The following is a 20,897-nucleotide window of genomic DNA, read 5'->3' as shown; positions in this document are numbered from 1 at the left end:
CCGCGAGCGACGAAGAGGTGCGGGCTGGCGCAAACAAGCTCGTTTGAAGACCGCCCTCCGTTCGTGTCGAGCGAAGTCGAGACACGGGAGCGCGGCGCCAGAGTGTCTCGACTTCGCTCGACACGAACGGAGGAGGGGCTCGTCAACTTGTAAGGTCGATCAGGTGGTGGCTCATCCAGACGGTTAGAGCGAGGCGACCGATCAAGCTCAAGCTCAGGCCATCTGCAACCGCGGCATGCGGCCACCGGCCTTGCGATGCGCCGCCGGGATCATCCTGGGCGGGAGGGGGCGATCAAACAGGAAGCCTTGCGCCTGGCTGCAACCCATCGCGTTGAGCTTGGCCAGCTGTGCCTCGGATTCGATCCCCTCGGCCGTGGTCTTCATGTCGAACTTGCGGGCAAGGTTCAGCACCGTCTCGACGATGGCGCCGCTTTCGGTTTCCTCGACGATGTCGCTCACGAACGAGCGGTCGACTTTCAGCTTGTCGAAGGGAAACCGGCGCAAGTAGTTGAGGGACGAGTACCCGGTTCCGAAATCGTCGAGCGCGATGCGCACGCCCAGCGCCCGCAGGCGGTGGAGGGTGCGCAAGTGCATCTCGCAATCCTCCATCAGCAATGTCTCGGTGATTTCCAGCTCCAGCCGCTCCGGCGCGACGCCGCTGTTCGCCAGGGCACTCACCACCTGGCCGAGCAGGGCCTCGCCGCGCATCTGCGCGGGCGAGACGTTGACGGCGATGGTCAGCTCCTCATGCCAGGTCGCCGCCTCGCTCAGCGCCTCGCGCAGCGCCCACTCGCCGATGTTGGCGATGAGGCCCGCTTCCTCGGCGAGCGGGATGAACTGCGAAGGCTCGACGATGCCGCGCTTGGGATGGTTCCAGCGCAGCAGTGCCTCGTAGCCGACCGTGCGGCGCGAGGCGATGTCGAGCAGCGGCTGGTACCACACCTCGAACTCGCCGCGTTCCAGCGCAACGCGCAAGTTCATCTCCAGCTCGCGGCGTTCCTGCAGGTCGCGCAGCAGCTGGGGATGGAACAGCACGCTGACTCCGCGGCCGCGCGATTTCGCCTCGTATAGCGCGAGATCGGCGGCGCGCAGGAGTGTCACGCCGTCCTCGCCGTGCTCGGGCGCGAGCGCCAGGCCGACGCTGGCGCCGCAGGGCAGGATCATGTCGTCGCGCACGATCGGCTTGGAAAGCTCGACCACGACGGCCTTGCCCAGGTCGGTCAGGACCTCGGGCGCGGTCACGTCCCAGGCCAGCACCGCGAACTCGTCACCCCCGAGGCGCGCGGCCAGCATGTTGGGCCCGAGCAGGCCCTCCAGCCGGCGCGCAGCCTCGATCAGCACGGTATCGCCCGCGGCATGACCATAGGTATCGTTGACCAGCTTGAAGGAATCGAGGTCCAGAAATAGGACGCCCGCCTGCGCGTCGCTCGAGCATCCGGCGAGGACCTCGGCCAGGCGATCGGTGAAGATCGCGCGGTTGACGAGGCCGGTCAGGTTGTCGCGCATGGCCATGATGCGGATGCGCTCTTCGTTGGCGCGCTGCTCGGTCACGTCCTGCGCGAAGCAGCGAAAGCCTTCTTCCTGTCCCTCGGCATCGAGCACGGCGCAGCCCGAGATCGACCACCAATGCCGCTCGCCACGAATGCGCAGCGGCACCAGCATGTTGCGGAACTGATGCCGCCGGCTGATGGCCGCAAGGAGGGCGCTGCGGTCCCGCCCCGGCTCGAACAGGTTGGAGATCGGCGTGCCCTGTAGCTCACCGTCCTGCTTGCCCAGCAACTCGCACAGGCGCGGCGAAGGACGGACCAGTTGCCCCTCGCGATCGACCTCGACCAGGGCGTCGGCGCCGTGTTCGTCATACTGGCTGAGCAGCGAGCGGATCGTCTCGTTCGCCGTGCCCAGGCGCCGCGTGCGCAGCTGGCGTGTCGCGAACAGGTAGTAGAGGTTGAACAGTGCAAAACGCAGCGCCGCGACCATACCAAGGGTCACGAGAGCGAGCACGCCGGCGTTGGCACCAGGCACGCCGAGGAGCCCTGCGGCCATCCCCAGCACCAGCATGGTGCCGGCCGCAAGCCCGGTCACCGGCAGCGAGAGCATGAACAACAGATCGAACAGCAGCGCGCCGAGCGAGAACGACACGACAATGCCGATGTTCGGGCCGGCATAGCGCACCATGGCGCCGGCGATCAGCGCCCAGACCAGACCGCGCAGGAGCAGGAAACACCGGATCTGGGTCAGTCTCCACTCCGTATCGGCGATCGGCGTCGCGAGCGCACGGCGCAGGATCAGCTCGCCCAGCCACACGACGATCAGGCTGGCGAGTGTCAGCACGATCACTATGTCCGGCGCCGGCATCAGCAGCCACAGCGCGAACAACCCGCGTGCGGCGTCGCCGACCAACCAAGGGAAGCGGGCGAACTGCTTGATCCGCGAGCGCGCGAACCAGTCCGCATCGCGAGGTGCCACCTCGTGCCGGATCAGATCCGGACGCAGCAGCCGCATAGCGCGAAGCCGGGTCAGGAAAGGCCTTGCTGCAAGCATCGACGGGCCACTCGCGGTTCCGGCGTGCGCCGGACTTCAGGCGGAGAACGGGATTGTCACTCCGCTGTTAACGAATCGCTGATTAGGATGAGCAATTCGCTTCACGCGAGCTCCGTATGTTCCGGTCCGGAGGAATACGTGGCGCTGACGAAGGTCAGCCCGTCGGGCGGAGCATTGAGGCCGAGCCGGTTACGATCGCGCGCCGCCAGGGCGTCGGCCAGGCGCGCTTCCTCCCAGCGGCCCATGCCGACGAGCGCCAGGCAACCCACCATCGAGCGCACCTGATGATGCAGGAAACTGCGTGCGGCGGCCTCTATCAGCACGCGCTCGCCCTCACGCCGCACCGCCAGCCGATCAACGGTCTTGATCGGGCTGCGCGCCTGGCAATGGACCGAGCGGAAGGTGGTGAAATCGTGCAGCCCGACCAGCGCCTGCGCCGCCCGGTCCATGGCCTCGGCATCGAGCGGCTGGGGCACGAGCCAGGCCTTGCCGCGCTCCAGCGTCAGCGGCGCGCGGCGATTGACGATGCGGTACTCATAGGCGCGTCCGACGCACGAGAACCGCGCATGCCAGTCGTCCGGGACCACCTCGCAGGCGAGCACCGCGACCGGGGCGGGCCGCATGAGCGCATTGATCGCTTCCATCAGCCGGAACGGAGCGATCTCCTTCACCACGTCGACGTGCGCGCGCATCCCGGTGGCGTGAACGCCCGCGTCGGTGCGCCCGGCGGCGTGCATCACCACTTGCTCGCCGGTGACCGCCTGCACCGCCTCCTCCACGGTCTGCTGCACCGAGGGGCCGTGCGCCTGGCGCTGCAGGCCCATGAAGGGCGCGCCGTCGAACTCCAGGGTCAATGCGAAGCGGGTCATCGCGGTCGCCGTTACAGAAGCGCATCACCCGGCGCAAACCAGGGCTTGGCCGCGCGCGGGCAGGGTGGCACGATGACGGCCTGTCACGAGAGGTCCTGCCATGTCCGACGCCCCCGATACTCCCGACGCCCGCCCACGCTTCGAGATCTTCCGCGGCAGCGCGGCGCCTTCGCTCAGCGAGTGCCAGTGCATGACACCGGTGGGCGAAACTCCCAACATGCTCGCCACCCTGGCGCAGTTCCCGCAGATGCTGGAGAGCGGCGGCGAACAGGTCGACGTGCCCTATCGCCGCCCCGGCATGAGCCTGGCGCGCCTGTGGCTCAAGAGCGGCTTCCCGCTGCCGCTCCACAGCCACGACTGCGACTGCCTCTATTACGTGGTCGCCGGCAGCATCCATCTCGGCAACGAGACGCTGGTGGCGGGTGACGGCTTCTACGTCGGCAGCGACGTGCCCTACGGCTACACCGCGGGGCCGGAGGGGGCCGAAGTGATCGAGTTTCGCGCGACCGACAGCTTCGAGATCCGCCTCAAGGACAAGCCCGCCGCCGCCTGGGAAAAGACTGCCGCCGAAATGATCGACTCACGCGAACGCTGGGCCGCCGAGCCACCGCCGGTGCGCAAGATGCCGGAGAAGGTGTAAGCCCCTGCAGCCGCGGCGCGCGCGCTAAAGCACGGTTCCGACCGCGACGGGCCTTCCGCGCAGCAACTCCGCCGTGGCCATCGCCGGACGCCCGGCACGTTGCACCGTCACCGGCCGCACCGCGCCCGATCCGCAGGCGATCGTCAGCGCATCGTCGATCACGGTCCCGGGCTTGCCCGCGCCTTCGACCACCTCGGCTGCCAGCACCTTGTAGCGCTCGCCGTCGAGCTCGAAGAACGCCCCCGGCGCAGGCGCGAAGGCGCGCACCTGGCGCTCGACCTGCTCGGCGCTGGCGGTGAAGTAGAGCCGCGCCTCGGCCTTGTCGATCTTCTTCGCGTACGTGACCCCGTCCTCCGGCTGCCTCACCGCGCGATGAGACTTCAGGTCGCGCAAGGTGCCGACCAGCAGCTGGGCGCCTCGCTCCGCCAGTTCCTGCGTCAGCTCGCCCGCGGTCTTGCGATCGATCGTGGTGCGCAGCGTCGCCAGCATTGGTCCTGTGTCGAGCCCCGCCTCCATCTGCATGATGGTGACGCCAGTCGTCGGATCGCCGGCCATGATTGCGCGCTGGATCGGCGCCGCCCCGCGCCAGCGCGGCAGGATCGAGGCGTGGATGTTGAGGCAGCCGAGGCGGGGCGCATCGAGTACCGCCTGCGGCAGGATCAACCCGTAGGCGGCGACCACCGCGATGTCCGCATCCAGCGCCGCCAGCCCGGCTTGCTCGTCCGCGCCCTTGAGCGAAGCGGGATGGCGCACCGCGATCCCGCGCACCTCCGCCTCGCGCTGAACCGGCGAGGGGGTCAGCTCGCGCCCACGACGCCCGCCGGGCCGCGGCGGCTGCGTGTATGCGGCGACCACCTCGTGTCCCGCTTCGACCAGCGCGACCAGCGCCGGCACCGCGAACTCGGGCGTTCCCATGAAGATGATGCGCATGTGTCCGGTTTGTTCTTGCCGCGGGAGGGGCGCAACCCCTATCTCCCATGCGATGGCATCGCAAGAGATCGAGACATTGACCGCCGCGCTGTCGCGCCTGCCCGGCCTGGGCCCGCGCTCGGCCCGGCGGGCGGTGCTCTGGCTGATCAAGCGGCGCGAGACGGCGCTGGTACAGCTGCTGGACGCGCTGGGCGCGGTGCAGGGTGCCTTGGTCGAGTGCGAGGTGTGCGGCAACATCGACACGCACGACCCCTGCGCGATCTGTGCCGACCCGCGCCGCGACATGCGAGCGCTCTGCGTGGTGGAGGAAGTCGCGGACTTGTGGGCCCTCGATCGCGCGCGCCTGTTCACCGGCAAGTATCACGTGCTCGGCGGCCGGCTGTCCGCGCTCGACGGCGTCCGGCCCGAGGACCTCGCCATCGATCGCCTGCTCGCCCGTGTCGAGCAGGGCGGCGTCGACGAGGTGGTTCTGGCGATGAATGCCACCCTGGAAGGGCAGACCACCGCGCATTACCTCGCCGAGCGGCTGGAGGCGTTCCCGGTGCGGATCACCCAGCTGGCGCATGGTCTTCCGGTGGGTGGCGAACTCGATTACCTCGACGAGGGCACCCTGGCACAAGCGATCCGGGCGAGGCGCCCGGTCGCCTGAGGGACGCGATGTTGCTATCCCGATCCTGGTGATCGCCATTCCTAAAGTTGCGAAATCGGCCATCGCCGACTATCTTGCGCACATGGCTATTCGCGAGATCATCGAAATCCCCGACCCGCGCCTCAAGCAGGTCTCCATGCCTGTCGAGCGCTTCGACGACGAGCTCAAGACGCTCGTCGCCGACATGTTCGAGACCATGTACGACGCGCCGGGGATCGGCCTGGCGGCCATCCAGGTCGGCGTGCCGCTGCGCGTGCTCGTTATCGACCTGCAGCCCGACGATCCCGATGCCGAGCCCGAAGTGTGCCATTCGCACGGTGGCCACCATCACACGCACCAGCCGACCAAGCGCGAGCCGCACGTCTTCATTAACCCCGAGATTCTCGATCCCTCGGACGAGATCATCGTCTACAACGAAGGCTGCCTCTCGGTTCCCGAGATCTACGCCGATGTGGAGCGTCCCGCCCGCATCCGCGCGCGGTGGCAGGACCTCGACGGCAACACGCACGAGGAAGCGCTGGAGGGCATGATGGCGATCTGCCTGCAGCACGAGATGGACCACCTCGAAGGCATACTCTTCATCGACCACCTCAGCCGCCTCAAGCGTCAGATGGCGCTCAAGAAGCTGGAAAAGCTGCGCAAGGCGGCCTGATCCCGCGAGTTTCCGGCGCACTGTGGATGAAATCCGCGCGGGCTTGACGTTCTCTCTTCGTTCCTGATACGCATGGTGGATGGATCCCGCCATGCTCACGATCGTCGCTCTGCTTCTCGGCCTGGGTGCCGGGACGTTCGCAGGTTGGTTCTTCGGTTCACGACCGGCGGTGCAGTGGCGAGAGCGGCACGCCGCGCGGGATGCGGAGGCGCGCGAGCTGGACGAGAGGTTCAGGCGCGCCATCACCGAGCTTGCCGGAGCGAGCGAGCGGGCCAGTCGGGCCGACGCGCTCGCCGACGCACTCGATCAGACCCGGCGCGAACATGCCGCAGTTCTGGAGCGCACGCATGGCGAGCATGTGGCCTTGCTGGAGCGCATTCGCGGCGATCATGGGCGGGCGCTCGAAGCCACGCGCGCGGAGCTGACCGCAGTGCTGGACCGGTTGCGGACCGAGCACGCGGCGGCTTCGCAGAAGGCGCAGGCCGAGCACGTCCGGCAACTGGAAACGCATCTGGCCGAGCAACGCCGGCTCTCGACCGAACTTGCCGCGCTGCAGGAGAAGACGGCCAACTTCGACGAGCAGAAGCGCCTGCTGATCGAGGCGCAAGAGCTGTTGCGCAAGGAGTTCGAGAATGCCGGCGCCAAGGTGCTGGCGGATGCGCAGCAGGCGTTCCTCAATCGCGCCGGCGCCCGTTTCGAGGAGAGCGAGAAAGCCAGTGCCGAGCGGCTGTCGACCCTGCTGGCGCCGGTGAATGCACGGCTCAAGTCCTACGAGGAGCAAGTCGGTCAGCTCGAAGCCAAGCGCGTCGATTCGTTCGGGCAGCTCGCCGGCTTGATCCAGTCCATGCGCGAGGGGCAGGAGCAAGTGCGGGCCGAGGCGGCGCGGCTCGGCAATTCGCTGCGCAATGCACCCAAGGCGCGTGGTCGCTGGGGTGAGCAGCAGTTGCGCAACTTGCTCGAGCAGTGCGGCCTTAGCGAGCACACCGACTTCGTAACCGAGCACTCGATCGAGACGGAAGACGGCCGCCTCCGGCCGGATGCCATCGTCAACATTCCGGGTCAGAAGCGGCTGGTGATCGACGCCAAGGTGTCGCTCAACGCGTATCAGGAGGCGTTCGAGGCGCAGGATGACGCGACGCGCAACCTGGCCATGCGCGCGCACGTTGCCTCCATGCGCAACCATGTCCAGACGCTCGGCGCCAAGAGCTACCAGAGCCAGTTCGAGGATGCGCCCGACTACGTGGTGATGTTCGTGCCGGGCGAGCACTTCGTCGCCGCCGCGCTCGAACACGATCCCGAACTGTGGGACTTCGCCTTCCGCAACAAGGTGCTGCTCGCCACGCCGACCAACCTCGTGGCGATCGCGCGCACGGTGGCTCAGGTCTGGCGCCAGGATGGGCTTGCGCGCGAAGCTCGCGAGATCGGCCGCATGGGCGGCGAGCTCTACGACCGGCTTGCCGTCGCCGCGAACCACATGAAGCGTGTCGGCGCGGGGCTTGAATCCGCGGTGACCAATTACAACAAGTTCGTCGGCAGCTTCGAGCGCAACGTCCTCTCCTCGGGCCGCCGTCTGCGCGACAAGCACATCGAAATCGGCAAGAACGAGATCGACGAAGTGCCGCCGATCGAATCCGCGCCGCGCTATGGCGCGGAGGCACTTGCCGCACCGGTCAACGACGATGCGGTCGAGGCGGCGGAGTAGAGGCAGATTGCCAAGGCGTCGACCCGGGCTTGACCCGGGTCCGGTTTCGGCATCTCACGCCCTCTCGCCCATACGCGCGCCCTGACGATAACGTGCTTGCATGCCGAAACCGGACCCGGGTCAAGCCCGGGTCGATGTCAGGCTTCCAGCTTTGCCAGCGCTTCGTAGGCCAGCACCGCACCCGCGACGGCCGCATTCAGGCTGTCGGCCCGGCCGCGCATCGGGATGGTGACGCGCAAGTCGCACTCGGCTTCGTAGGCCTCCGGCAGCCCTTGCGACTCGTTGCCGACGAGCAGGAAGCAAGGCGCCTCATAGTGCGCCGCCCGATAGTCCGTCGGTTCGCGCAACGAGGCGGCAACCAACTGCCCGGCACCGTCGCGCAGCCAGGGCAGGAACTCCTCCCACCGGGCGATGGCCAGGTGCTGGGTGAAGATCGCGCCCATGCTGGCGCGCACGGCTTCGACCGAGAACGGGTCGGCGCAATCGTCGATCAGGATCAGTCCACCCGCGCCAACGGCGTCGCCGGTGCGCAGCATGGTGCCGAGGTTGCCGGGATCGCGCAGAGCCTGCGCCACCAGCCAGATCGGCGATGCGCTGCGATCGAGCCGCGCGAGGCTGGTGTCGAACTCGGCGAACACGCCGGCGACCGCCTGCGGGTTCTCCTTGCCCGTGACCTTGGCGAGGATATCCTCGTCCATCTCGATAACGTCGCCGTTGGCTGCACTCACCGCGGCCTCGAGCTCGTCGAGCAAGGGATGCGCGGGACGACCGCTGGCCATGGCCAGGATCTCTGGAACCACCCCGCTCGCGCGCGCGTCCGTCAGCAGGCGCAGGCCTTCGGCCAGGAACTTGCCCTCGCGCCGCCGGTGCTTCTTCTCGCGCAGGGAGCGCAGGAACTTGACCGTCGGGTTGGAGAAGCCGGTTATCGTGCGACGCAAGGGATCAGTCCTCGCCGAAGCCGTCCTTGACGAGGGCGGCGAGTTGCTCGAGCGCGGCCTCGGCGCCTTCGCCCGCAACGGCGATCTCGATCGTGTCGCCCTTGGCCGCACCCAGCATCATCAGGCCCAGGATCGAGCCCCCCGCAGCTTCGATGCCGTCCTTGCTGACGGTGACCGAGCACGAAGCCGGAAGCTCGCTGACCATGTTGACGAACTTGGCGCTCGCCCGCGCATGAAGCCCGCGCTGGTTGATGATCGGTACGGACTCGCGGCAGGCGATCATGCGTCCTGGCCCAGGTATTCGGAGGCGATGGTGATGTAGTTGCGGCCGGCGTCGCGCGCGGCCGAAGCGGCTTCGCGCACCGACATGCATCGGCGCGCCTTGGCGAGCCGGATCAGCATCGGCAGGTTGATGCCGGCGATCACTTCGACTTTGCCCGCTTCCATCAGCGAGATCGCGAGGTTCGACGGAGTGCCGCCGAACAGGTCGGTCAGCACGACCACGCCTTCACCGGAATCGACGCCACGGATCTTGCCGGCGATCTCGCGCCGACGCTGTTCCATGTCGTCGCTGGGGCCGATGCAGACGGTCGCCACCGCCGTCTGCGCGCCGACCACGTGCTCCATGGCCCTGACGAACTCGACGGCCAGATCGCCATGAGTGACGAGGATCATGCCGATCATGAAAACCAAATGCTCCGGAAATGCTGCGACCGCACGGTGATCTCGTATCTATTCTTCACGCCGCGGGCTTCCTTCCAGAAGATCGGCGGCACGTGCGCCCAGGTTGCGGTGCAGCAATGTGGGCGAAAATCCATGCTCACGCAAGGCCGCCGCGATCTCTCGCGCGGTGAAGACCGAGCGGTGTCTCCCGCCGGTACAGCCGAATGCGATGTGCACGTATGCTTTTCCTTGTGCCCTGTAGCGTGGGAGCAACAGCAGCAGCAGGTCGCGAATGCGCACGAAAGCTTCGTCGAAGGCGGGATCCGTGCGGATATGCTCTCCGACCGGCGCATCCTCGCCGGTGAGCGGACGCAACATCGGGTCCCAGTGCGGATTGTCGAGGAACCGCATGTCGAACACCAGGTCGGCGACCGGCGGCATTCCGCGCGAGAAGCCGAAGCTGGAGACGGTTACCGTGAGCTCCTGCGCATCGGCGTCACCGAAGCGCTCGCGCATGGCGCGCTGCAGGTCGTTGCTGGTGAACTCGCTGGTATCGACCATTATGTCGGCCCAGCGCCGCAAGGGCGCCAGCAGCTCGCGCTCGGCACGGATGCCGGCATCCACCGGCGTGTCCGCCGCGAGCGGATGGCGGCGGCGCGTCTCGTTGTAGCGCCGCTCCAGCTCCTTGCTCGAGCAATCGAGGAACAGCGTCGTGATCTCCAGGTCCGCGCGTGCGCCCAGTTCCTTGACCTTGCGGATTATGCCTTGCGGATCGAAGCCGCGGGTGCGCGAATCGAAGCCGATCGCGATGGGCCCGCGCATGTCGCTGCGGCCGGCTTGCGGCGTCTCGATCAGGCGATCCAGCAGCCGGATGGGGAAGTTGTCGACCGTCTCCCAGCCGAGATCCTCAAGAACGCGCAGTGCGGTGGTCTTGCCCGCCCCCAACATCCCGGTCACGAGCATCAAGCGCTGGCGGGGTTCCTCAGGTACCTGGCGTGTCGACTCGTCGGACATGGAAACCGTGCTTTGCGCTTCGCGCAGAGGAATGAAAAGGGCGCTTACGTCCAAAATACCGGCATCGGCCGCCCATAGAGCCTCAGCGCCTGCTCGACCTTGAGCACGGGTGGCGACGGATCCGGCCACAAGGCGATGCAGGGCAGTGCAACGCCGATGCGCTCGACCGAATGCGCGGCCTCGACGAACCGCGGGGCTTGCGGATCGAGCCGTATGACGAGCGTCACTTCGACCTGCTCGCAGACCGCCACGGGCACCAGGCCCAGGTTGCGGATTTCAAGCAGTCCGCGCGTACGCGGGTGCGGCCGCGCGATCACCGCCGTTTCGGTCGCCTCCAGCATCACGCCGTCATCGCCCACCAGAAAAGCGCCGCGATCGATCAGAGCGAGCGCCAGGGCAGACTTGCCGGAGCCCGGCGCGCCCTCGATCATCACGCCGCGGCCCTCGATGGCAACCACGGTGGCGACGTGCGCGATCACGGCCGCTCTCGCCAAGGCGGCAGCACCAGCTCCAGCCGCGCGCCGGGCCTGCCGTCCGCACGCGACGTCGCGATCAACCGGCCGAAGTGCGCCTCCACCACCGTGCGCGCGATGGCGAGGCCGAGCCCGCTGTGCCGGCCGAACTCCTCGCCGGATGGGCGCAGCGAATGGAAGCGCTCGAACACCTTCTCGCGCGCGGCGCTGGGAATGCCCGGCCCGTGGTCGGACACCGAAACGACGATCCGTTCGCCGACTTGCGCCAGCTCGATCTCGATCGCTCCACCGGCTTGCGAGAAGGACACCGCGTTGTCGAGCAGGTTGTGCAGCACGCGCTCCAGTCGCGCCGGATCGCCGGGCACCACCATGTCGGCGTCGCCTTCGCGAGAGACGATCACGCGACACGCGCCATTGGCCCCGCGCGTGTCACGCTCGGCGACGATGGCGAGCACGAGGCGCAGCATGTCCACCGGTTCGAAGGTGGTGCGGCTGAGCTCCGCGTCGATGCGGCTGGCGTCGGCGATCTCGGTGATCAGGAAGTCGACCCGGCGCACGTCGTCACTGGCAATGGCGAGCAACTGGCGGCGCAGCTCGGGGTCGGCCACTCGCTCCAGGTTCTCGATCGAGCTGCGCAGCGAGGCGAGCGGATTTTTCAGCTCGTGGGCGACATCGGCAGCGAAGCTTTCGACCGCATCGATGCGCTGGCGCAGCGCGGTGGTCATGTCGGAGATCGCGCGGGCCAGCAGCCCGATTTCGTCGCGGCGATCGGGCAGGCGGGGGACGATGACCTTGCGATCGCGACCCAGGCGCACGCGGACGGCGGCGCGCACCAATGCCCGCAGCGGATCGACGATCGTGCGGGCGAGGAACAGCGAGAGCAGCACGGATATCACCAGCGCCGCGCCCACGACGATGGCGAGCGTCTGGCGGGCCTCGCGCACGTACTCGGTGATGTCGCGCGCATTGCGGGTGACCAGCAGCGCTTCGCCCTTGTCGCCGACCGGGGTGGCCGCGGTGATGACCGGCGTGCGGTCCGGCGCGGCGCGGCGCCTCGATACCGTGCTGCTGCTCGCCAGCGCCTCGCCGATCTCGGGCCAGCCACGCGCATCGGTATCCTCACGGTCCCGATAGGCGGGGATCGGCGGCGCACCGAGCACGAAATCCATCGCCCGATCAAGAGCGCGCGCGGCCTTTTGCAGCGGTGGGTCGCGGGCAGGGTCGACAAACGCGAAGGAGGGCGGGGCCAGGGCGAAGCTGTCGGCGACGAGCTCGCCCTGGCGATCGTAGAGCCGCAGCCGCAGGTGCTGCATGGTGCCGATGCGCGCCATCAGCTTGCCCTTCTGCGGCAGGGTCCGGCCGGCGAGCGCCGCGGCGGTCACCTCCGCCTCGATGCGCGCCAGGCGGAAGCGCTCGGCGAACAGTTCGCGGCGGTAGCTGTCGATGTAGAACAGGCTGCCGGCGAGCAGGGCAAGCGCGATCACGTTCACCGCCAGGATGCGGGCCGTCAGCGAAATGCGCCAGGACCAGCGCGGTCCGGCCGCCGAATGGTTGCGGCGGGCCTCAGCCATCGGCGAAGGAATAGCCGGCACCATAGAGCGTCTCGATCGCGGCGAACTCGGGATCGACCGAGCGGAACTTGCGACGCAGGCGCTTGATGTGGCTGTCGATGGTGCGGTCGTCCACGAAGACGTCGTCGTTGTAGGCCGCGTCCATCAGCTGGTTGCGGCTCTTGACCACGCCCGGGCGCATGGCGAGCGCTTCCAGTATGAGGAATTCGGTGACCGTCAGCGACACCGACCGGTCGTTCCAGGTGACCTGGTGGCGGGCGGGATCGAGTCGCAGTCGGCCCCGGCCGATAGTGCCGGCTTGCTCGTCGCCCGGCGCGTCCTCCGGCGGATTGCGCACCAGTTCGCTGCGCCGCAGGATCGCGCGGATACGTGCGACCAGCAGGCGCTGGCTGAACGGCTTGGTGATGTAGTCGTCCGCGCCCAGTGCCAGGCCGAGCGCCTCGTCGGGTTCCTCGTCCTTCGAGGTCAGGATGATGACGGGAAGCGCCGATTGGGCCCGCAGTGACTGGAGCAGCTGCAGCCCATCCATGCGCGGCATCTTGATGTCGAAGATGGCAAGGTCCGGCGGGTTCTCCAGCAAGGCCTTGAGCGCGGTCTCGCCATCGGCATAGACGCGCGTGGCGAAGCCTTCCGCCTGCAGGCCGATCGACACTGCTGTCAGGATGTTGCGATCGTCATCCACCAGCGCCACCGTCTGCTGGCGGGGCGGCGATGAGCCTGCTCCGTTCTGGATGTCGTTCTGGTTCGGTGGTGGGGTGGTCATGTTAGCCTGCAAGTGGCGTGCTAGGGTCCGGCAATGGGACAAGTCCGACCGGTAGACACTTCGGGGGGTACTGACAACGTGCGTAAACAGATGCGACACCGTTATGGATGTGCTACATTGCTCGCAGTTCACGTCGATTTGACGGGATGAGGCGGGCCGCTTATCGGCAACGACGATTCTCTATTTACTCGCCGTCCTGGCGCTTTTCCCCGAGCGTCAACATCATGGAGACGACCTTGACTGCATCGCTCAGCTATCCTCTCGACCGCCAGGGAATCACGACCGACGCGACGATCTTTGCCAACCTGGGCACCGCGCCGCTGGTCGAGCATGCCGTCGCAAACGGAGAGGGGATGCTGGCGGCCGATGGCCCCTTCGTGGTCCAGACCGGCAAGCACACCGGCCGCTCGGCCAAGGACAAGTTCATCGTCCGTGACGCCGAGACCGAGAACACCGTGTGGTGGGGCAAGACCAACGTGCCGATGACGCCCGAGCACTTCGCGAACCTCAAGGAGGATTTCTTCGCGGCGCTCGGCCAGAAGGACAAGCTCTACGTCGCCGACCTGTTCGGCGGTTCGCAGCCCGAGCACCGCGTGAACGTGCGCGTGATCAACGAGTTCGCGTGGCACAACCTGTTCATCCGCACGCTGCTGGTGCGCCCCAAGGCCGAGGAGCTGACCAGCTTCGCGCCCGAATACACCATCATCGACCTGCCCAGCTTCCGCGCCAACCCTGAGCGTCATGGCAGCCGCACCGAGACGGTGATCGCGGTCAACTTCTCGGAAAAGCTGATCCTGATCGGCGGCACCTCCTATGCCGGCGAGATGAAGAAGAGCGTCTTCGGCATCCTCAATTACCTGCTGCCGGTGAAGGGCGTCATGCCGATGCACTGCTCGGCCAACATCGGTGACGACGGCAAGACCGCCGTGTTCTTCGGCCTGTCGGGCACCGGCAAGACCACGCTCTCGGCCGACGCCAGCCGCACTCTGATCGGTGACGACGAGCATGGCTGGTCGGATACCGCCGTGTTCAACTTCGAAGGCGGCTGCTACGCCAAGATGATCCGCCTGTCGGAAGAGGCCGAGCCCGAAATCTTCGCCACCACCAAGCGCTTCGGCACGGTGCTGGAGAACGTCGTGATCGATCCCGAGACCCGGAAGATCGATCTCGACGACAACTCGCTGGCCGAGAACAGCCGCGGTTCGTACCCGATCGACTTCATCCCGAACGCCTCTGAGAAGAACCTGGGTCCGGTGCCGGCTAACCTGATCTTCCTGACCGCCGATGCCTATGGCGTGCTGCCCCCGATCGCGCGTCTTACGCCCGATCAGGCGATGTATCACTTCCTCTCGGGCTACACCGCGCGCGTCGCGGGCACCGAGATCGGCGTGACCGAGCCCGAAGCGACCTTCTCGACCTGCTTCGGCGCGCCGTTCATGCCGCGCCACCCCTCGGTCTACGGCAACCTCCTCAAGGAGCGGATCGCCAAGGGCGGCGTTAAGTGCTGGCTGGTCAACACCGGCTGGTCGGGCGGCATGGCGACCATGGAAGGCATCAAGCGCATGCCGATCAAGGCGACGCGCGCGCTGCTCAACGCCGCGCTCGATGGCAGCCTGAACGAGGCCGAGTTCAAGGAAGATCCCAACTTCGGCTTCGAGGTTCCGGTCGCGGTTCCGGGCGTCGACAGCAAGCTGCTCGACCCGCGCGGCGCCTGGGCCGATCCGGTCGCCTACGACAAGACGGCGCAGACGCTGGTCAAGCAGTTCATCGAGAACTTCGAGCAGTTCGAAGAGCATGTCGACGAGGGCGTCCGCAAGGCAGCTCCCGTCGCGGCCTGATCCCGGTTCGAGTTTCCTCCCGACGGGGAGGCGACGGCGCCGCAACGTTTCGACGTTGCGGCGCTTGTCTTTTGGGGGTGCGCAGAGAGTTCGGCGGCCAGCGTGGTCCCGGGCTCGACCCGGGACCACGCACGTTTCACACCTGCTTCGCACCGGCGATGTAGCGCTCGACGTTCCCAGCCAGCACGTCGAGCGGCACGTTGCCGCCCTCGACCACCGCCTGGTCGAAGTCGCGCAGGTCATACCGCGCGCCGAGTGCCGTCCTGGCTCGGTCCCGTTGCCGGTTGATCTCGTTGTGCCCCACCTTGTAGCCGCAAGCTTGGCCCGGCCAAGAGCAGTACCGATCCACCTCCGACGCCGCTGTCGCCACCGGCAGCCCGGTCGCCTGGACAAAAGCCTGCCGCGCCTGCTCGCGAGACCAGCCCTTGGCGTGAATGCCGGTGTCGATCACCAGCCGTACAGCCCGCCATGCCAGGCCCGAGAGGTAGCCCACCTGTCCGGCCGGATCGCCGTCGTAAGCGCCCAGTTCATCGGCCAGCTGCTCGGCATAGAGCGCCCAGCCTTCGGAGTAGGCGTTGAATGCCAGGATGCTGCGGATCAGCGGTTGCGAGAGCGTGTAGTTGCCTTGATACACGTGGCCCGGCACGCCTTCGTGAAAAACGAGGTCGCCGATGTTCGCCTTGTTGTGCATCGTCGTGTCGCCCAAGTTTACCCAGATGCGCCCCGGGATCGAGCCGTCGATCGAGCCGGGCCCGCCATAGGCCGGCGGTGCGCCGGCTTCCTCGGCTTCGGGTAGGCGGCGGATCTCGACCTTGGCGTCGACCACGCGGCGGAAGGCGCGAGGCAGGCGGGTGCGGATGAAGGCCAAGCGCTCTTCCATGGCGGCGACGATCGCCTTGCGGCCTGCATCGCCGGTCGGATAGGCAAAACGCGGGTCGCGCTGCAAAGCGATCGCCCGTTCGGCGACTGTGCCTGACGTATAGCCCAGCTGGCGCAGGAGCGGGTCCATCCGCGCGTGGATCTCGGCCAATTGCTGCACGCCGAGCTGGTGAATCTCCTCAGGCATCATGCGCGTGGTCGTGCTCGCCCGCAGCGCCCAGGCGTAATAGGCTTCGCCGTGCGGCCGCTCGCGCATGCCCGGCGCGCTTGTGGCACGCGGGCGCTGGCGTTCGATCTCGGCGATCTGCCGCTCCAGCGCCGGCACCACCCTCGCAATGACGAGCTCGCGTGCCCGTAGTTCCCAACGCCCGGGCACATCCATCTTGCGCCGCCCGATCGCCTTGACCAGCGTACCACCATCAGGAGCGCGTGCGTCGGCAAGCGTCGCCTGCAGCTGCGTCAGCGTCTTGCCGAGCAGGAAGTCCGGCGGGATCAGCCCCGCTTGCGCAGCCGCGCGGGTCCGCTCGGTCTCGCCGTCGAGCTGCTCGCCGAATGCACCCAGCCGCGCCAGGAACGCCTCCAGATCGGCCGCATCGGCCACGGGCTGGTCTGCGCCGAGCATGCGCGGCACGTCCAGGTAGGCGCCTGCATTCTGGATGACGACGTAAGGCGCATTCCGCCAATCACCCACCGCGACATCGCCATAGGGCAGGGCGAAGCCGTCGAGCGCCGTCGCATATGCACTGCGCACGACCTCCACGTCGGTGCGCCGCGCCGGGTCGAGGCGCGTCGTGTCGATCCGCTCCAACGACGTCAGGTCCTTGCGAAGCTGCCGCGCGATCGACCTTTGCCCGGCTATCGAGCGATCTTCCACCCGACCCCGCAGCGCGGCATGCGCGCCCTTGTCGACGCCCTTCGATGTCGCCCTCTCCGGCTTCAGGGCCAGCAGGTTCCAGGCCATGGCATCGAGCTGCGCCGCGACATCGCCGGAAGGCTGAGGTGCGGACAGGACTTGTGAGGGAAGCGAGAGGGTGGCACCGCTCGCGGCGATCGCCTGCACCGCCAGGCGGCGCGTCATACCGGTCTTTTGCATAATGCCACGATGCGAACCGCGAAGGGTCAAGTCAACGTCCAGCCCTCTCGCGTTCGCAGCGGCACGCGGCTAACGAGAAGGCCATGGATATCGCTCTCTCGCTCCTGGTCTTGTGCAGCATCGGCCTGGTCGTCGGCGCCTGGTTCATGTTTCGCCGCGGCTTGCGCAAGCAGGGCTGGCTCATGCTGATCCTGGCCGCGATCATGGTCCTCAACGTGGCGATCTGGACGGTGCCGATGGAGAGCGGGTCCGTGCCGAGCGACATGCTTGCGACGCAGGCACCGCAGCCGAAGGTCAAGTAAGTCTCCACCGTTTTCGTCGCACGTGGTGGACACCCGGGCGCGCCGCGACTATCTCCGGCGACGATGGCGAACCGCCTGTTCCTGACTTTGCTGGCCCTGTTGACGGGCCTGGCTGCGCAGCTTGCGCCGGCCCAGGCGCGTGGCTGCGCGCCGCAGACGGCGGCCGTGGCGATCGTCGCACCTGCTGCCGTGAGGGCTCCGGCCGCTCCCGTGGAGCTGGCGCGCCTGCCTGAGCCGGGACGGCGCCATGCCCGCATGGTCGCGGACGACGAGGGTGCGGAGCATGCACCGACGCTCGCCTTCGTGGGCGTGCGCATCGGGATAGACCGCGCGCGCGAGTAAGCGCCACCGCTTGCCATAGATTGATCCGGCGCCGCGACACCGTGGGCGCCTCTTGCGCGTTCGTGCGCCAGCATCTTCAAATTACAGGAATCCCGCCATGCTTGGGGCCATCGTCAAGTCCATCTTCGGCTCGTCCAACGAGCGCTACGTCAAGTCGCTCGACAAGCTCGTGCGCCAGATCGCCGATTTCGAGCCGACCATCTCGGCGATGAGCGACGACGAGCTTTCCGCGCAGACGCAGAAGTTCCGTCAGCAGCTCTCGGCCGGCAGCACGCTCGACGACATCCTGCCCGAGGCCTTCGCCACGGTGCGCGAGGCGGCCAGGCGCGTGCTCGGCATGCGCCACTTCGACGTCCAGATGATCGGCGGCATCGTGCTCCACCGCGGCGAGATCGCGGAGATGCGCACGGGTGAGGGCAAGACGCTGGTGGCGACGCTCGCCACCTACCTCAACGCGCTGGAGGGCAAGGGCGTCCACATCGTCACGGTGAACGACTACCTCGCTCGCCGCGACGCCGAGCAGATGGGCCAGGTCCACGGCTTCCTCGGCCTGACGGTGGGCGTTATCGTGCCCAATCTCAACGAGTACGAGCGGCGCGAGGCTTACGCGGCCGACATCACCTACGGCACGAACAACGAGTTCGGGTTCGACTACCTGCGCGACAACATGAAGCACGACCGCAGCCAGATGGTGCAGCGGCCCTTCAACTTCGCGATCGTCGACGAGGTGGACTCGATCCTCATCGACGAGGCGCGCACGCCGCTGATCATTTCGGGTCCGACGGACGACAAGAGCGACCTCTACATGCAGGTCGACGCGATCGTGAAGACGCTCGATCCGGAGGACTACGAGACCGACGAGAAGAGCAAGAGCGTCACGCTGACCGAGGACGGCGTCGAGAAGACCGAGCGCATCCTTGAGGCGGCCGGGCTGCTCGAAGGCTCCAACCTCTACGATGTCGAGAACACGCAGGTGGTCCACCACCTCGACCAGGCGCTCAAGGCGGTGGTCATGTTCAAGCGCGACATCGACTACATCGTGAAAGACGGCAAGGTCGTCATCATCGACGAGTTCACCGGCCGCATGATGGACGGGCGGCGCTGGTCGAACGGGTTGCACCAGGCGGTGGAGGCCAAGGAGGGCGTGCAGATCGAGCCCGAGAACCAGACCATGGCCTCGATCACCTTCCAGAATTACTTCCGCATGTACCCCAAGCTCTCGGGCATGACCGGCACCGCGGCGACCGAAGCGGCCGAGTTCTTCGACATCTACAAGATCAACGTCGTCACCATCCCGACCAACGTGCCGGTGCGCCGCGTCGACGAGGAGGACGAGTTCTACAAGAACACGCTCGACAAGTTCGCCGCCATCGCAAAACTGATCCGCGAGCGCTACGAAAGCGGCCAGCCGGTGCTGGTCGGCACCGTCTCCATCGAAAAATCGGAGCTGCTGTCGGACTTCCTGACCAAGGAAGGCGTGCAGCACAACGTGCTCAACGCGCGCTTCCATGAGATGGAGGCGCACATCGTGGCGCAGGCGGGCCGGCTCAACGCAGTCACCATCGCCACCAACATGGCCGGCCGCGGCACCGACATCCAGCTGGGCGGCAACGTCGAGTTCCGCGTCGAGGACGAGCTGCGCGACATGCCCGAGGGGCCTGAGCGCGACGAAGCCCTGTCCAAGATCAAGGCCGAGGTCGCGGCCGAGAAGGCGCAAGTGCTCGCTGCCGGTGGCCTGTGCGTGATCGGCACCGAGCGCCATGAGAGCCGCCGCATCGACAACCAGCTGCGCGGCCGCTCGGGCCGTCAGGGCGATCCGGGTCTGTCCAAGTTCTACCTCTGCCTGGAGGACGATCTGCTGCGCATCTTCGGCCCCGACACGCTGTTCTCGCGCATGATGAACAGCAATCTCGCCGATGGCGAGGCGATCGGTTCGAAGTGGCTGAGCAAGGCGATCGAGACCGCGCAGAAGAAGGTCGAGGCGCGCAACTACGAAGTGCGCAAGCAGGTCGTCGAGTACGATGACGTGATGAACGACCAGCGCAAGGTCATCTACGAGCAACGCTCGGACATCATGGATGCCGAGACGGTCGACGATGTCGTGGTCGAGATGCGTCAGGACACCGTCAACGCGATCGTCGCCGATGCCTGCCCGCCCAACTCCTATCCGGAGAACTGGAACGTCGAGCAGCTGAAGGCGCGCGCGCTGGACGTGCTTGGCATCGAGATCCCCATCGAGGCCTGGATCGAGGAAGACGGTGTCGATCCCGAGGTCGTGGAGGAGCGTGTCGCCGCGCTCGCCGACGAGCACATGGCCGCGAAGATGTCGCAGGATGACCCGACGATCTGGCGCCAGGTCGAGAAGAGCATCCTGCTCGATCGGCTCGACCATTTCTGGAAGGAGCACCTCGCCACCCTCGACGCGCTGCGCCAAGTGGTCTTCCTGCGTGCCTATGCGCAGAAGACGCCGATCAACGAGTACAAGCAGGAGGCGTTCAGCCTGTTCGAGCGCATGTTGGAAACGATCCGCGAGGACGTGACCCGCATCCTGTCGGTCAGCGAACTGCGCATGCCCGAGCCGATGGACCTGCCGGAATTGCCCGACTTCCTGACCGGCCACATCGATCCGCTGACCGGCTTCGACGATTCGGCGGACGGTGACGGCTCCGCGCGTCAGGCCGCGCTGTTCGGCGCTCTTGCCAGCGCGCCACAGGCGGCCGTGGGCCCGGGCGCCTCGGGCGAGAACCCCTATGCCGACCTGACGATCAGCCGCAACGCGCCGTGCCCCTGTGGGTCTGGGAACAAGTACAAGCACTGCCACGGCGCACTGAGCTGAGATCCGAGCAGCGGTGCAGGTTGGCGTCGTCCCGGGCTCGACCCGGGACCGGTTACGACACAGAGCACACTTTCGGGGTGGCAACCTGCGGGTGACTCTGTCTGACCTGGGGTGGAGCCGGCGTGCTCCACCAAACTCGTCATGCCGAACTTGTTTCAGCATCCATCGCGCCGTGACGCTCTGACGCTGCCCGCTCAAGACG

The 20,897-nt window shown here is 67.1% G+C and carries 19 protein-coding genes; 8 read left to right on the top strand and 11 right to left on the bottom strand.

Features of this window, described 5'->3' with window-relative positions; translation table 11 throughout:
* Positions 1-213: 213 nt before the first annotated feature.
* Together HNO88_RS11550 and truA are read right to left on the bottom strand one after the other, a co-directional pair.
* Positions 214-2,502, bottom strand: a complete 2,289-nt coding sequence (locus HNO88_RS11550; RefSeq protein ID WP_184245256.1) for a putative bifunctional diguanylate cyclase/phosphodiesterase — start codon at positions 2,500-2,502, stop codon at positions 214-216.
* A 140-nt stretch (positions 2,503-2,642) separates the two neighbouring features.
* Entirely contained in the window at positions 2,643-3,410 is a 768-nt protein-coding gene (gene truA, locus HNO88_RS11545) for a tRNA pseudouridine(38-40) synthase TruA (RefSeq protein WP_184245254.1), read from the bottom strand.
* Positions 3,411-3,510: 100 nt separating this feature from the next.
* On the opposite strand from truA, the gene HNO88_RS11540 reads away from it, so the two are divergent.
* On the top strand, positions 3,511-4,050 hold the full coding sequence (locus HNO88_RS11540) for a cupin domain-containing protein (RefSeq protein ID WP_184245252.1): 540 nt from the start codon (positions 3,511-3,513) through the stop codon (positions 4,048-4,050).
* A gap of 24 nt (positions 4,051-4,074) precedes the next feature.
* Here the strand turns inward: HNO88_RS11540 and fmt are convergent, their stop codons facing one another.
* On the bottom strand, positions 4,075-4,980 hold the full coding sequence (gene fmt, locus HNO88_RS11535; protein WP_184245250.1) for a methionyl-tRNA formyltransferase: 906 nt from the start codon (positions 4,978-4,980) through the stop codon (positions 4,075-4,077).
* Between the two features lie 52 nt (positions 4,981-5,032).
* On the opposite strand from fmt, the gene recR reads away from it, so the two are divergent.
* The 3 genes from recR to HNO88_RS11520 all read left to right on the top strand — a co-directional run bounded on the left by recR (position 5,033) and on the right by HNO88_RS11520 (position 7,983).
* Positions 5,033-5,629: a recombination mediator RecR gene (recR, locus tag HNO88_RS11530; RefSeq protein ID WP_184245248.1), complete on the top strand. Its 597-nt coding sequence runs from the start codon at positions 5,033-5,035 to the stop codon at positions 5,627-5,629.
* Positions 5,630-5,711: 82 nt separating this feature from the next.
* Entirely contained in the window at positions 5,712-6,281 is a 570-nt protein-coding gene (def, locus tag HNO88_RS11525; protein WP_184245495.1) for a peptide deformylase, read from the top strand.
* Between the two features lie 79 nt (positions 6,282-6,360).
* The gene (locus HNO88_RS11520) at positions 6,361-7,983 is read left to right on the top strand and encodes a DNA recombination protein RmuC (RefSeq protein ID WP_184245246.1); all 1,623 of its coding nucleotides are present in this window, start codon (positions 6,361-6,363) and stop codon (positions 7,981-7,983) included.
* 137 nt (positions 7,984-8,120) lie between these two features.
* Here the strand turns inward: HNO88_RS11520 and HNO88_RS11515 are convergent, their stop codons facing one another.
* The 7 genes from HNO88_RS11515 to HNO88_RS11485 are packed head-to-tail and all read right to left on the bottom strand — an operon-like array spanning position 8,121 to position 13,405.
* On the bottom strand, positions 8,121-8,921 hold the full coding sequence (locus HNO88_RS11515; protein ID WP_184245244.1) for a TrmH family RNA methyltransferase: 801 nt from the start codon (positions 8,919-8,921) through the stop codon (positions 8,121-8,123).
* A 4-nt stretch (positions 8,922-8,925) separates the two neighbouring features.
* Positions 8,926-9,204, bottom strand: coding sequence for an HPr family phosphocarrier protein (locus tag HNO88_RS11510; RefSeq protein ID WP_184245242.1), 279 nt, complete (start codon positions 9,202-9,204; stop codon positions 8,926-8,928).
* A complete protein-coding gene (locus HNO88_RS11505) occupies positions 9,201-9,605 on the bottom strand; it encodes a PTS sugar transporter subunit IIA (protein ID WP_184245240.1) in 405 nt (134 codons plus the stop codon). Before HNO88_RS11505 ends, HNO88_RS11510 begins: the two co-directional genes overlap by 4 nt.
* Before the next feature lie 48 nt (positions 9,606-9,653).
* Complete coding sequence (gene rapZ, locus HNO88_RS11500) at positions 9,654-10,598, bottom strand: RNase adapter RapZ (protein ID WP_184245238.1); 945 nt, start codon at positions 10,596-10,598, stop codon at positions 9,654-9,656.
* Between the two features lie 44 nt (positions 10,599-10,642).
* Entirely contained in the window at positions 10,643-11,077 is a 435-nt protein-coding gene (locus HNO88_RS11495; RefSeq protein ID WP_312857061.1) for an HPr kinase/phosphorylase, read from the bottom strand.
* Positions 11,074-12,642 (bottom strand): sensor histidine kinase, encoded by a 1,569-nt coding sequence (locus HNO88_RS11490; protein WP_246381621.1) that lies wholly within the window; start codon positions 12,640-12,642, stop codon positions 11,074-11,076. Before HNO88_RS11490 ends, HNO88_RS11495 begins: the two co-directional genes overlap by 4 nt.
* Positions 12,635-13,405, bottom strand: coding sequence for a response regulator transcription factor (locus HNO88_RS11485; protein ID WP_184245234.1), 771 nt, complete (start codon positions 13,403-13,405; stop codon positions 12,635-12,637). The genes HNO88_RS11490 and HNO88_RS11485 overlap by 8 nt, the downstream gene beginning before the upstream one ends.
* A gap of 224 nt (positions 13,406-13,629) precedes the next feature.
* On the opposite strand from HNO88_RS11485, the gene HNO88_RS11480 reads away from it, so the two are divergent.
* Positions 13,630-15,243 (top strand): phosphoenolpyruvate carboxykinase, encoded by a 1,614-nt coding sequence (locus tag HNO88_RS11480; RefSeq protein WP_376768770.1) that lies wholly within the window; start codon positions 13,630-13,632, stop codon positions 15,241-15,243.
* 136 nt (positions 15,244-15,379) lie between these two features.
* On the opposite strand, the gene HNO88_RS11475 is transcribed toward HNO88_RS11480, so the two are convergent.
* A complete protein-coding gene (locus HNO88_RS11475; RefSeq protein WP_184245230.1) occupies positions 15,380-17,200 on the bottom strand; it encodes a DUF885 domain-containing protein in 1,821 nt (606 codons plus the stop codon).
* 98 nt (positions 17,201-17,298) lie between these two features.
* Here HNO88_RS11475 and HNO88_RS11470 point away from each other — a divergent pair, with 98 nt between their 5' ends.
* The 3 genes from HNO88_RS11470 to secA all read left to right on the top strand — a co-directional run bounded on the left by HNO88_RS11470 (position 17,299) and on the right by secA (position 20,695).
* Positions 17,299-17,517 (top strand): hypothetical protein, encoded by a 219-nt coding sequence (locus HNO88_RS11470; RefSeq protein ID WP_184245228.1) that lies wholly within the window; start codon positions 17,299-17,301, stop codon positions 17,515-17,517.
* Between the two features lie 63 nt (positions 17,518-17,580).
* The gene (locus tag HNO88_RS11465; RefSeq protein ID WP_184245226.1) at positions 17,581-17,859 is read left to right on the top strand and encodes a hypothetical protein; all 279 of its coding nucleotides are present in this window, start codon (positions 17,581-17,583) and stop codon (positions 17,857-17,859) included.
* 97 nt (positions 17,860-17,956) lie between these two features.
* Positions 17,957-20,695: a preprotein translocase subunit SecA gene (secA, locus tag HNO88_RS11460; protein ID WP_184245224.1), complete on the top strand. Its 2,739-nt coding sequence runs from the start codon at positions 17,957-17,959 to the stop codon at positions 20,693-20,695.
* Positions 20,696-20,897 lie beyond the last annotated feature (202 nt).

Source organism: Novosphingobium chloroacetimidivorans (assembly GCF_014204535.1).
Taxonomy (GTDB): Bacteria; Pseudomonadota; Alphaproteobacteria; order Sphingomonadales; family Sphingomonadaceae; genus Novosphingobium; species Novosphingobium chloroacetimidivorans.
Note: the sequence above shows the minus strand (reverse complement) of the source record. Positions and strands in the feature narration are given on the sequence as shown.

Coding starts and splice junctions, on each gene's coding strand:
- secA (WP_184245224.1), top strand. CDS start 17,957: ATGCTTGGGGCCATCGTCAAGTCCATCTTCGGCTCGTCCAACGAGCGC.
- HNO88_RS11475 (WP_184245230.1), bottom strand. CDS start 17,200: ATGACGCGCCGCCTGGCGGTGCAGGCGATCGCCGCGAGCGGTGCCACC.
- rapZ (WP_184245238.1), bottom strand. CDS start 10,598: ATGTCCGACGAGTCGACACGCCAGGTACCTGAGGAACCCCGCCAGCGC.
- HNO88_RS11510 (WP_184245242.1), bottom strand. CDS start 9,204: ATGATCGCCTGCCGCGAGTCCGTACCGATCATCAACCAGCGCGGGCTT.
- HNO88_RS11485 (WP_184245234.1), bottom strand. CDS start 13,405: ATGACCACCCCACCACCGAACCAGAACGACATCCAGAACGGAGCAGGC.
- HNO88_RS11540 (WP_184245252.1), top strand. CDS start 3,511: ATGTCCGACGCCCCCGATACTCCCGACGCCCGCCCACGCTTCGAGATC.
- HNO88_RS11550 (WP_184245256.1), bottom strand. CDS start 2,502: ATGCGGCTGCTGCGTCCGGATCTGATCCGGCACGAGGTGGCACCTCGC.
- HNO88_RS11490 (WP_246381621.1), bottom strand. CDS start 12,642: ATGGCTGAGGCCCGCCGCAACCATTCGGCGGCCGGACCGCGCTGGTCC.
- HNO88_RS11470 (WP_184245228.1), top strand. CDS start 17,299: ATGGATATCGCTCTCTCGCTCCTGGTCTTGTGCAGCATCGGCCTGGTC.
- def (WP_184245495.1), top strand. CDS start 5,712: ATGGCTATTCGCGAGATCATCGAAATCCCCGACCCGCGCCTCAAGCAG.
- HNO88_RS11505 (WP_184245240.1), bottom strand. CDS start 9,605: ATGATCGGCATGATCCTCGTCACTCATGGCGATCTGGCCGTCGAGTTC.
- HNO88_RS11465 (WP_184245226.1), top strand. CDS start 17,581: ATGGCGAACCGCCTGTTCCTGACTTTGCTGGCCCTGTTGACGGGCCTG.
- HNO88_RS11520 (WP_184245246.1), top strand. CDS start 6,361: ATGGATCCCGCCATGCTCACGATCGTCGCTCTGCTTCTCGGCCTGGGT.
- HNO88_RS11480 (WP_376768770.1), top strand. CDS start 13,630: ATGGAGACGACCTTGACTGCATCGCTCAGCTATCCTCTCGACCGCCAG.
- fmt (WP_184245250.1), bottom strand. CDS start 4,980: ATGCGCATCATCTTCATGGGAACGCCCGAGTTCGCGGTGCCGGCGCTG.
- recR (WP_184245248.1), top strand. CDS start 5,033: ATGGCATCGCAAGAGATCGAGACATTGACCGCCGCGCTGTCGCGCCTG.
- truA (WP_184245254.1), bottom strand. CDS start 3,410: ATGACCCGCTTCGCATTGACCCTGGAGTTCGACGGCGCGCCCTTCATG.